Here is a 9,930-nt window from a genome sequence, read left to right on the forward strand (position 1 = left end):
GCCGGTAAATTCTTATAGCCATAGTATACCCCTGCAGCGCGTTTTGCAACCGTTGTTTACGCGCGCGCGGCATGGGCGGCATCGTCGTAACCGCAGATATTGATTTCCGTCATTTGCAACGGCCGAGGCCCGTGATATCATTTTACTGTCACACGGCTTTGATACGGAGGTGTAAAATGTTTGTCGGACACATCGGCGCTGCACTGGCGCTAAAGACAAGGGCAAAGGATACCTCCCTTGCCTCGCTTTTCTTTGCCGCGATGTTCATAGACTTTGTCTGGCCTCTTCTTATACTGCTTGGTATCGAGACAGTCGAGATAGCTCCTGGCTATACGGCCGCAACCCCTCTGAAATTCGTTTCATACCCGTACTCGCACAGCCTTGCGCTGGTTGTTCTTTATGCGCTCGTCATAGGTGTCGCATATTTTCTGATAAAAAAGAACAGGGCCGCGGCAATTGTCATGGCAGCAGCCGTGCTTAGCCACTGGCTCCTTGACTGGGTGTCGCATATCCCGGACCTGCCGCTTTTTCCGGGCAGTGATATTTACGCGGGTCTTGGGTTGTGGAAAAACCTGGCTGCCAGCATAGAAGTGGAGGCCGCGCTGTTTGTATTCGGGATTTTCCTTTATGCGCGGGATTTCAAGTTTGCTACTAAAGGCCGCATGTGCGGTTTTATCGCGCTGGTAATTGTATTGATTGCCCTCTGGTTGATGCCGCAGTTTGCCCCGCCTCCGCCGTCCGCAAAGGCCGTTGCCGTGGGCGCGCTCTTTATGTGGCTTTTTGTTCCGTGGGCTTATTGGGTGGATAAGGGTAATACGCGGCGCTGATGTCTTGTGTTGGTAGCGAGGCCGCCGATTTTCGCGTGATACTTTGTCAGCGGCGGTTTTGACTTACTCAATGTATCCTACGGATACACCTGCGTCGTCAAAACCGCCGCTTCCTCGTCTGACGCGAAACTTGGCGGCCTATGAGTGGGTAAGGACTTTTGCCTCGTCTGACACCAAACTTGCGGGTTTATGGTAAGGACAGTTTCTTTGTCTGACGCGAAACTTGGTGGCATATAAGGGGGTGGGGGAAATAGCGAGGCGAGTAAAGGGTATTTATAGTTAAAATCGCTTTATAGGCTTGACAAGAGTAGATAAAGTATACTATATATTGGTAGTGGAGAGAAGCGAGGGGATGCTCAAGAAGAGGGATGGACATCATTTACAATGTTGCGTAAATTCAAAAAAAACTTTACGGGAGCGATGGGGAAAAACATTTGACTATGGTTTTTTAATGTTGTAAGATGTGGGCAGGTCGAAATGGTGTCATGGATTGAACGTTGAGAAATGAGACTGGGGAGGTTTTAAGGTTATGTCATTTGAGATGTTTACACGGATGGGGAGAGGAAATAAGCCGGCTCTTTCTATAAGAAAAAATGGGCAGTTCGGATTGAATTCTGGAGCTATAGAAAAATTTAAGCTTGTAGAGTATGGATATGTGGTGCTTTACTTTGATAAGGCTAGGAAGATGATAGGATTGAGGCCAACTGTAGAAAATGAGGAATATGCGCAAAAATTAATCGTAAAAAAAGATTGTGGATCTATAGGTGGGAAAGCGTTTTTAGATTTCTATGAGATTCCCTATGGGGAGAAAGTTAGAAAGTTTGAACTTAAGTGGGATGAGAGCGAAAAAATGATGGTGGCAATTATTAGAGAAAAATAAAGTTGGCGCTGACTGCTGTAACAGTCAGCGCCAGATATCGATGCACCTGCTCGGAGCAGGTTTTTGCTACACAAAGAGGATAACAGGAACAAGTCTTTTTGTCAAGTTCTGTAAGGCCTGTAATTGTGTGGGTGCATCTTCCTTAAATAGAAAGGGGGGATGTCGCTTCGTACGATTACAGGTTTTTTTATTTGTTGTGCAGCAACTGTTTTGAGTGACTAGGGAAGAATTTTTTTGTATTAATAATTAAAACAGAAAGGAAATGAGAGATGTCTATACAGATTGGCAAGTATGATTTCGAGGGAAAATATCCATTTGACGGAAATGTTCCTGATATACGTTACATTGAGAACCGCGCAGGTGTTTACGCGATTCTTACTGAAACACAAAGTAAGCTATATGTGGTAGATATAGGAGAAACCGCTACGCTCCAAGAGCGGCTAGCACATCACGACAGAAATGCGTGTTGGCATGAGCACAATCAAGGACGCTTGGTTTTTGCTGTATACTATACACCTAATATGCAACAGTCTGGCCGTATGGAAATAGAGCAAGAATTACGTGCAAAATATAGTCCGTCGTGTGGACAAAGATAAAAGGTAGCATGGATGGTTGGCGGTGGTGCGTGCATCACCGCCAACTTACTTTGAATAGAAAAGGAGAATAAAATGATAGATATTTCTTTTGTGATTGATGGAAAGAAGGTAGACCCTAATAATATGGTGGATGCATTAGAGGAAGCTCTTTTGCGGAACTTATCGGCTTCGATAAAGAAGGAAATAGGCGAAGTGCGTTGTAGAGAACATGGACAAAGTGCCAAAGTTGTTTGCTGTGGGCACACTGTGAGCAAGCTGTCAATAAAAGTTTCTGGTTGTTGTGATGAATTGGTTGAATGTATAGAGTCTAAGATGAAATGAATACGTTCACCCAAACCGTCAAGTTTTTCGTCAGACGAGGAAGCAACGGTTTTGACGACGGAGGTGTATCCGTAGGATACATTGAGTAAGTCAAAACCGTTGCTGACAAAGTATGGCGGAAAAATCGGCGGTTTCCCCCCGTTCCATTTGACACCTGCCGTCCTGTTGCCTTAAAATACCATTCGTAATGAAACTATCCAACCTTATAATCGCAGTCCTTGCAGTTGTCGCGGCATTCTCTCTTGCCGTTGTTACGCGCATTATAAACCCCTCAGAGAACGTAAACGCACTCTGGCTCGTTGTGGCCGCTGCCTGCGTGTTCGTGATTGCGTACCGCGTATACGGCGCCTTCCTCGCGGCAAAGGTGCTCTCTCTTGACAATAAGCGCAGGACCCCGGCCTTTAAATATGAAGACGGCAAGGACTACCACCCGACACATAAGTGGGTGCTCTTTGGCCACCACTTCGCGGCAATTGCAGGAGCAGGGCCTCTTATCGGCCCAATACTTGCCGCGCAGTTTGGCTATCTTCCAGGGTTTCTCTGGATACTCGTTGGCGCGGTGTTTGGCGGAGCCGTGCATGACATGGTCATACTTGCGGCCTCCGTTAGAAGAGGCGGCTGCTCGCTTGCGCACATTGCAAAGCGCGAAATCGGAAGTGTTGCTGGCCTCACAACAGCCCTTGCAATCGTGTTTATCGTAATCGTCGCGCTCGCGGGGCTTGGGCTTGCGGTCGTTAACGCGCTCTACAAGAGCCCGTGGGGCACATTCACCATTGCAGCCACAATCCCCATTGCACTTTTGATGGGTTTTTACTTAAAGAGCTTTCGTCCGGGCAAGGTGGGCGAGGTAAGCATTATCGGTGTCGTGCTTCTTATTGCCGCGGTAGTTGGCGGCAAGTACGTAGCAGGTTCTTCCATCGAGGCGTTTTTCAATCACGACAGAGCGTTCCTTATCTGGGCTCTTGCAATATACGGTTTTATAGCAAGTGTATTGCCCGTATGGATGCTCCTTGCCCCGCGCGATTATCTTTCCACATACATGAAAATCGGCACAGTGCTGCTTCTTGCAGTGGGTGTGATATTCATGGCGCCTGTTCTTCAGATGCCAGCTGTGACGAACTTTATCCACGGCGGAGGGCCAATCATTCCTGGCACAGTATTCCCCTTCATGTTCATAACGATTGCCTGCGGAGCAGTCTCGGGGTTTCATTCGCTCATATCTTCTGGTACCACTCCCAAGATGCTCGAGAACGAGGACCAGATACGGCTAATCGGCTTTGGCGCAATGTTTTGCGAGGGATTTGTAGCTGTGATGGCCATAATCGCCGCGGCCGTGCTCATTCCGGGCGACTACTTTGCCATAAATACAAAACTATCTTTTGACCAGCTTGCGGCCATAGGTTTTCCTGTTGAAAGAATAACCGAGCTTTCGGCAATGGTAGAGACCGAGGTAGCTGGCAGGCCAGGCGGCGCGGTCTCGCTTGCAGTCGGTATGGCTTACATATTTTCAGGGCTTCCCGGGATGAAGGGGCTCATGCCATACTGGTATAACTTCGCTCTTATGTTCGAGGCGCTTTTTATCCTTACGACCATAGACGCCGGAACTCGGGTGGCGCGTTTTATCCTGCAGGAGCTTGGCGGGCGTTTTTACTCCCCGTTTGGTAAAATTAACTGGATGCCAGGGGTAATAGTTGCAAGCGGCCTTGTTGTCGTTGCCTGGGGGTGGTTGATTGCATCCGGAAGCGTTTCGACCATTTGGCCGATGTTCGGTGTTGCCAATCAGCTCCTTGCGGCTCTTGCGCTTTGTGTGGGCACGAGCGTGCTTATAAAGGCAGGAAGGGTGCGCTACGTCTGGGTCACGGCTGTGCCCATGTGTTTCATGTTCGCCATGACATTTACAGCCGCATGGGAACTCTTTTTTATATTTTTAAATAAGGCCGCTGCTTCGCCGGAACTGGCCTTTACGCTAAAGCTCGATGCCGCGCTTGTTGCCGCTATGGCAGCCCTGGCTGCCATAGCGCTTGTTGACTCGCTTATCAAGTGGCGTGGGTATCTTACAGGCTCCATTCCCGTTCGTCCTCTGGATTGGGATAAGGAAGATGAACCGGCCGTGGATGTTGATTAGGCCTCTTCGATCTTTATCTTCTTAGCCTTCTTTTCTTCTTCCTTTGGAAGCTCGACAGTCAGGATACCGTCCTTCATCGAGGCCTTTATCTTATCGGGGTTCACCTTTACCGGGATGTGCACGCTTCTCTCGAAACTCGAGTATGAACGTTCTCTCCTGATGTAGTTTTCTTCCTTTTCTTCTTTTTCCTCTTTTGATTCGGCCTTTACAGTAAGAATGTCGCCGTGAAGGGCGATGTCGATTTTTTCCTTTGTCACTCCTGGCACGTCCATTTTTACGATGATGGCATTATCTTTATCTATAAGGTCGAGGGCAGGGAGTCTCACGGCCTCGCTAAGCCTTCTTATGGGAACCCCAAAGCGCGCCATGCCTTCTCCGGGAAAGAACTCGCCCCATATCCGCTCCATTTCCTTTCTCATGTGCTCCAGCTCTGCGAGCGGGTGCCATTTTTCGATAGGCATATAGATGTCCTCCTTATTATGTGCTGTGCAGCCTGAATTGCTATTTAATGCATGCGGTTAATTTCTGATAAGAATATAGGTGCGGTTTTAGTGTTTGTCAAGGTCTCGGGAGGTTAGAAAAACGTAGCAGCTGTCATCAGAATGCCTGTCAGCGCATGCGCGGCTATGGTGGCTTGCAGCGAAGGTCTAAGGAGCATCGAGTCAGAGAAATGGCGCATGAGCCCTTGCGCCGCGTAAACTGCAGGCACTGCGGCAACAAGTGCTGCGAGGGTAAGCAGCGGAAGGTATCCGAGAATAACCGAGAGAACGAGGCTCAAGTACGCTCCCCCTATGATAAGTATGAATCCCCACCTGCCTTTTTCAGGGCCCATTCGCACAACGATATTTCTTTTCCCGGCTGCCTTGTCAGCCTCGTAGTCGGGGAATTCGTTTATGTAGAGGATTGCGGTTATGAGAAATCCGAGCGGAAGGGACACGAGTATAACGTCCCATGAAAGCGTACTTGTCTGCACGTAGTACGAGCCCGCCACGGTGAGCGTGCCGAAGTTAAGGCCGACGAGAAGCTCTCCAAGGCCTCTGCCGGCTAAAAAGAGCGGAGGCACATTATAGAATATGCAGCTTAAGAGGCCGAATATGCCGATATAGAGAAGAAGTATTCCCTTGAGGTATACGAGGTAGAGCCCGATTGCGCTGCCTATTGTAAAGCACGCGGCCGAGAGCATAAGCGTTTCCGTGGGCGTCATCTTGCCTGTCTGTATCATGCGGCTTCCGCCGGTAAACGGAAACACGCGCTTGGTGTTTATGTTGTCCGAGTTGTTTTTAAAGTCCGAGTAGTCGTTTAGCGTGTTCACGCCCGCATGGTAGAGTACTGCTGCCATGAGCGCGAGGACAAACGAGAAGTAATCGGCCTCAACTCCCTTGTGCCACGCGTACGCGCTACCTAGAGCTACGGGCATGATAACGCCTGTGAAGAACCCCGGGCGCGAGGCAAGGAAATATGTCTTTACGCTCCTCATGCCTTTATTATACCGCCAAGGCGCGCATAATCAAGACTGCTTTGAACCTTCGCCCTGTTTGTGTTATAGTATGCGCCTTGCTGCCGTTTGCATGAAAGGATTGCGTTGATGAATTTTATCGGAAAAATATGGAGCTTCTTTGCCTCTACCGCGCTAAGCGTTGTTCTTATGGCGCTTATCTGCGTTGATGCCATTTACGGCTCAGTGCTCGTTGTGGCCAACAGGCCGTTCTTCGAGATACTTGACAGGGAAATACTTATGCCCTGGCTTGTCTATGAGGGGCCAAAGCATCTTTCCCTCACGCTCTGGATATATGTTCTCATAGCGCTCATGTTCTTTTTTGCCGTGAACACAGCCGTATGCACTGCGGACAGGTTTTATTCCATATGGAAGAATAAAAGGCCGTGGCAGTCTCTTTTGCCGCATGTTGTGCATGCGGGCTTTCTGATAGCCCTACTCGGGCATTTGATAGGCGGCCTTTACGGCATAAGGTCTTACGATAATGCCGTGTTCGAGGGCGAGAAGACGCCTCTTAGAAATGCGCCAGGGCTTTCGGTAAGGCTCGATTCCACTGAGACCGACTACGGTCCGCGCGGCATGCCAAGCCGCATCGCTACAACGATAACTGTTTTCGAAGGTGAAACCGAGGTAAAGAGCGCTACTGCAAGCGTTAACTCCCCGGTGCTCCACGGCCTTACTGCCTTTCATCACGCTGACTCCGGCGAGACCGTATCGGGCCTTCTCATGGACGTTTCAGGCGAAACGCTTAGCGTGCCGTTTGGAAGCAGTTTTAAAGTGAAGGACGGACGCACGCTCTGGCTAAGCAGGGTGTTCCCGGACTTTGCCATGGAGGCCGACGGCACTCCGTACTCGCGCTCAAGGGAGATGCGAAACCCGCATGCCGAAATACTTATGCCGGACAGTAAGCGCGGCTATCTGCCGCTCTCTGCCCCGGGCTCCGCAATACGCGCCGGAGGATTTACCATAGAACTTCGGGATTACGTCCGTACGGAGTACGCAATCATTAACGTCGTAAAGGACCCGGGCATCGTGCTGATAGGGCTTGGCTCTCTGGTGCTATCGGTTGGCATGGTGTTATTGCTTGTTGCGGGCGTAAACAGGGGCGAGCTTATCGGACGGTAGCGCGCCTACCTTGCGGCTATTGCGGATTTTTTCATGGCGTAGAGCTTGTCTTCCGTGTAGAAGGGCTTTATCTGCTCTATAGACGGGAGCATTTCCGATATCTTTACGAAGACGTAGCCCTTGGTCGTAAGGCCGTCGATGATATCGCCAAGCGAGTCGTGCACCCTGTCTTCCTTCCTCGTTGTCCCAAGATGCATCAGTATTATGCCGCCGTTTAAGCCGTGTGTCTCCTTGCCAAAACCAAGCAGGCGGTTCTTTATCTCCGATGTTGTCCGGTAGAGCCTCGAGCCTTTGTCAGAGACCCAGTCGAGTGAATCGAGGCTTTCTTTCCTGGACGAATCGGTCGTCCATCCTATGTGCACGAACCCTGCCTCGTAGGCCCATGCCCTTATCTCCGGATTCACCTCTCCGTAGGGCGCCCTCCAGAGCGGCGACATGTCCGTTCCGGTCACCTTGTGAAAGAGCGCAGCGGTAGAGAGCAGTTCTTTTTGCAAAATATCTCTTGTGACGCCAGAAAGGGTCGTGTGCTTCGATGTCTTTTCGTACGCAGTGAGGTGAGGGTGCGTCATCGTGTGGTTGCCTATTTCGTGGCCCTCGGCGACCATTCTTTTTACAGTCCCCGGGTAGTTCCTTATGAACCCGCCGGTCAAGAAGATGGTGGTTTTTATGCCGCGCGACTTAAGGGTGTCGAGTATGGCCTCTGCCCCTGAATCGTCGGAGCCGCCGTCGAATGTGATCGAGACCTCCGTTACACGCATGCTTCCGCGCGTGACGTCAGGGGGCGACGGGTATTTTGTTGGCTGCGGAAGCGTTGCGACAGGCGGTAAAGGCGCTACCACCGGCGGCAAAGGCTTTGCAACAGGCAAAGGCGCTATTACCGGCGGCGGCAAAGTAGTAGCCGCAGGAGGCGCAGGTATTATTACAGGCTCGGGCTTTTTTTCTATTACGGTGTAGGTTACTTCTGTCTTCGGTATCGATACGTATGCCTGTCTTTCTATGACAGGCACCGGTTTTGGTTCTTCGGGTATGGCAATTGGCTTTGGCTCCTCTGGCAGAGGGCGAAGCCGCATATCGGGTTTGCCGTAGTCAATGTTGTCAGGCGTGTAGCTTTGCATGGCAAGGCGCTCTCTTGTAAGCGGATGCTTTGAGTGGTACGCGGCTACCGCGATGCAGAGCAGGGCAGCGGTAACCATAATAACGAGCGGCGTTAGATTTTCGCGAAATGCGATATCCCTAAACGGCAGGATAACGGCCCTTATCTCAATAGCGGCCCTTCTTGTTGCTATTGTATACAACTGCACTGCGAGCCATGAGGCGTAGAGCACTACCTCTATAGCCGTCTTGAACAGGGCAAGGCATATATAGGTAAAGACCTCTGCGGCAAGCCTCAATGCCTCTCTCGCGGCTTTAAAGAACGAAGCGCCGCGCCTTTTGGCAGCGGGTATGAGAACCTCGAAAGAGCGGGCAAAAAGCGTCAGTATGTAATAGGCTACACGCAGGCCGTAGAGTATGCGTATGGCGAAAAAGACTGCGACATCGCCGATAAGCTTTGGTAAGCGCCTTGCAAGCGTTATGTATATTTGGCGGAGGTAATAGGCTACAACTTCGGCAGCCGTGTAGATAAGGCCGTAACAGATGGAGAATGCGACTCTTAGCGTAAAGGCCGCTGCCTTAAGCGCTATAGCCGGAACGAGCATCGAAAGCATTACTGCCGAAAATATTGCCGAGAGGAATGTGCGGGAGGTAAATGTTACCAGCGCTGCGCCAAGCCGTAGCGAATGTTTTGATAGCTCTGCCGTGGCCCTTGCGGCTGCTTTGGCGGCCTTTACGGCACGCGCGCAGTTTGTTTTTGCCGAAAGAGATGCGTAGTAGAGTTCCTTACAGTAGAGCGAGCAGAACCGCTCGCCCGACTTCGGGAAATGACCGCAGTCCGGGCATGCCTCCCTGCTGCATCTACGGCAGGGGGCCGAGCCGCGCGATAAACCATTGTGGTCGCAACGCATATATCGAATTTACCATTTTTGGCCCAAAGTGTCAATTTACGCTTGCTGCCTTTAATAAAACATTGGAAACGCTACGCCCCTCGTATATAATATCCCGAAGCAGGCGTTTCGGAGGGTTAAAGGTGTTCTCAATAGGGTTTAGCGAAATACTTCTCATAGCGGTTCTTGCGCTTCTCTTTATAAAGCCCGAGAAGCTGCCCGGTATTGCCAGAGAGGTCGGCAAGTTCTTTGGCGAGATCAAGAGAATCGGCGAGGACTTTAAAAAAAGTGTCACCGAAGAAGCATCTGCTATCGGCGAGGCAGGGGAAAAGAACAAAGAAAAGCCGAAAGCCGCGCCAGTAGACAATGACAACAAGCACGGGGGCGTAAAGTGAGCAACGAAGAAACGTTCCATAATATGGGGCTCATCGAGCATCTCAGGGAGCTTAGAAGCCGCCTCTTCAAGATGGTCGTTGCCGTTGGCATTGCCTTCGTCTTTGCCTATATCTATTCCGGCGAGATATACGGCCTCCTTATGGAGCCTCTTATATCGAAGCTCCCGGCCTCGTCGCGCTTTGT

The 9,930-nt window shown here is 50.5% G+C and carries 11 protein-coding genes; 8 read left to right on the plus strand and 3 right to left on the minus strand.

What is annotated here, in order from left to right; translation table 11 throughout:
- Positions 1–176: 176 nt before the first annotated feature.
- The 5 genes from OEV59_10075 (at position 177) to OEV59_10095 (ending at position 4,749) form a co-directional block, all read left to right on the plus strand.
- Complete coding sequence (locus OEV59_10075; GenBank protein MDH4228073.1) at positions 177–827, plus strand: hypothetical protein; 651 nt, start codon at positions 177–179, stop codon at positions 825–827.
- A 529-nt stretch (positions 828–1,356) separates the two neighbouring features.
- The gene (locus OEV59_10080; GenBank protein MDH4228074.1) at positions 1,357–1,707 is read left to right on the plus strand and encodes a hypothetical protein; all 351 of its coding nucleotides are present in this window, start codon (positions 1,357–1,359) and stop codon (positions 1,705–1,707) included.
- 269 nt (positions 1,708–1,976) lie between these two features.
- The gene (locus tag OEV59_10085) at positions 1,977–2,303 is read left to right on the plus strand and encodes a hypothetical protein (protein ID MDH4228075.1); all 327 of its coding nucleotides are present in this window, start codon (positions 1,977–1,979) and stop codon (positions 2,301–2,303) included.
- Between the two features lie 72 nt (positions 2,304–2,375).
- Positions 2,376–2,624 carry a hypothetical protein gene (locus tag OEV59_10090; protein ID MDH4228076.1) on the plus strand — a complete coding sequence of 83 codons (249 nt, stop codon included), beginning with the start codon at positions 2,376–2,378 and terminating at the stop codon, positions 2,622–2,624.
- 187 nt (positions 2,625–2,811) lie between these two features.
- Positions 2,812–4,749, plus strand: a complete 1,938-nt coding sequence (locus OEV59_10095; protein ID MDH4228077.1) for a carbon starvation protein A — start codon at positions 2,812–2,814, stop codon at positions 4,747–4,749.
- Here OEV59_10095 and OEV59_10100 read toward each other — a convergent pair.
- Together OEV59_10100 and menA are read right to left on the minus strand one after the other, a co-directional pair.
- Positions 4,746–5,210, minus strand: a complete 465-nt coding sequence (locus tag OEV59_10100; GenBank protein ID MDH4228078.1) for an Hsp20/alpha crystallin family protein — start codon at positions 5,208–5,210, stop codon at positions 4,746–4,748. The genes OEV59_10095 and OEV59_10100 overlap by 4 nt on opposite strands.
- Before the next feature lie 113 nt (positions 5,211–5,323).
- Complete coding sequence (gene menA, locus OEV59_10105) at positions 5,324–6,226, minus strand: 1,4-dihydroxy-2-naphthoate octaprenyltransferase (protein MDH4228079.1); 903 nt, start codon at positions 6,224–6,226, stop codon at positions 5,324–5,326.
- A gap of 108 nt (positions 6,227–6,334) precedes the next feature.
- On the opposite strand from menA, the gene OEV59_10110 reads away from it, so the two are divergent.
- The gene (locus OEV59_10110) at positions 6,335–7,369 is read left to right on the plus strand and encodes a cytochrome c biogenesis protein ResB (GenBank protein MDH4228080.1); all 1,035 of its coding nucleotides are present in this window, start codon (positions 6,335–6,337) and stop codon (positions 7,367–7,369) included.
- Positions 7,370–7,374: 5 nt separating this feature from the next.
- Here OEV59_10110 and OEV59_10115 read toward each other — a convergent pair whose 3' ends face one another.
- Positions 7,375–9,372 carry a polysaccharide deacetylase family protein gene (locus OEV59_10115; GenBank protein ID MDH4228081.1) on the minus strand — a complete coding sequence of 666 codons (1,998 nt, stop codon included), beginning with the start codon at positions 9,370–9,372 and terminating at the stop codon, positions 7,375–7,377.
- Between the two features lie 122 nt (positions 9,373–9,494).
- Here OEV59_10115 and OEV59_10120 point away from each other — a divergent pair, with 122 nt between their 5' ends.
- Together OEV59_10120 and OEV59_10125 are read left to right on the plus strand one after the other, a co-directional pair.
- Positions 9,495–9,746 carry a twin-arginine translocase subunit TatB gene (locus OEV59_10120; protein MDH4228082.1) on the plus strand — a complete coding sequence of 84 codons (252 nt, stop codon included), beginning with the start codon at positions 9,495–9,497 and terminating at the stop codon, positions 9,744–9,746.
- Positions 9,743–9,930 (plus strand): twin-arginine translocase subunit TatC (locus OEV59_10125; protein MDH4228083.1); only part of this gene is annotated, 188 nt, incomplete at its 3' end. The genes OEV59_10120 and OEV59_10125, both read left to right, overlap by 4 nt.

The organism is Deltaproteobacteria bacterium, from assembly GCA_029858205.1.
Classification (GTDB): Bacteria; Desulfobacterota; GWC2-55-46; order GWC2-55-46; family DRQE01; genus JAOUFM01.

Bases quoted from the DNA above. Each gene is read 5' to 3' on its own strand.
- OEV59_10080 (MDH4228074.1), top strand. From the start codon at position 1,357: ATGTCATTTGAGATGTTTACACGGATGGGGAGAGGAAATAAGCCGGCT.
- OEV59_10095 (MDH4228077.1), top strand. From the start codon at position 2,812: ATGAAACTATCCAACCTTATAATCGCAGTCCTTGCAGTTGTCGCGGCA.
- OEV59_10075 (MDH4228073.1), top strand. From the start codon at position 177: ATGTTTGTCGGACACATCGGCGCTGCACTGGCGCTAAAGACAAGGGCA.
- OEV59_10110 (MDH4228080.1), top strand. From the start codon at position 6,335: ATGAATTTTATCGGAAAAATATGGAGCTTCTTTGCCTCTACCGCGCTA.
- OEV59_10085 (MDH4228075.1), top strand. From the start codon at position 1,977: ATGTCTATACAGATTGGCAAGTATGATTTCGAGGGAAAATATCCATTT.
- OEV59_10115 (MDH4228081.1), bottom strand. From the start codon at position 9,372: ATGCGTTGCGACCACAATGGTTTATCGCGCGGCTCGGCCCCCTGCCGT.
- menA (MDH4228079.1), bottom strand. From the start codon at position 6,226: ATGAGGAGCGTAAAGACATATTTCCTTGCCTCGCGCCCGGGGTTCTTC.
- OEV59_10100 (MDH4228078.1), bottom strand. From the start codon at position 5,210: ATGCCTATCGAAAAATGGCACCCGCTCGCAGAGCTGGAGCACATGAGA.
- OEV59_10090 (MDH4228076.1), top strand. From the start codon at position 2,376: ATGATAGATATTTCTTTTGTGATTGATGGAAAGAAGGTAGACCCTAAT.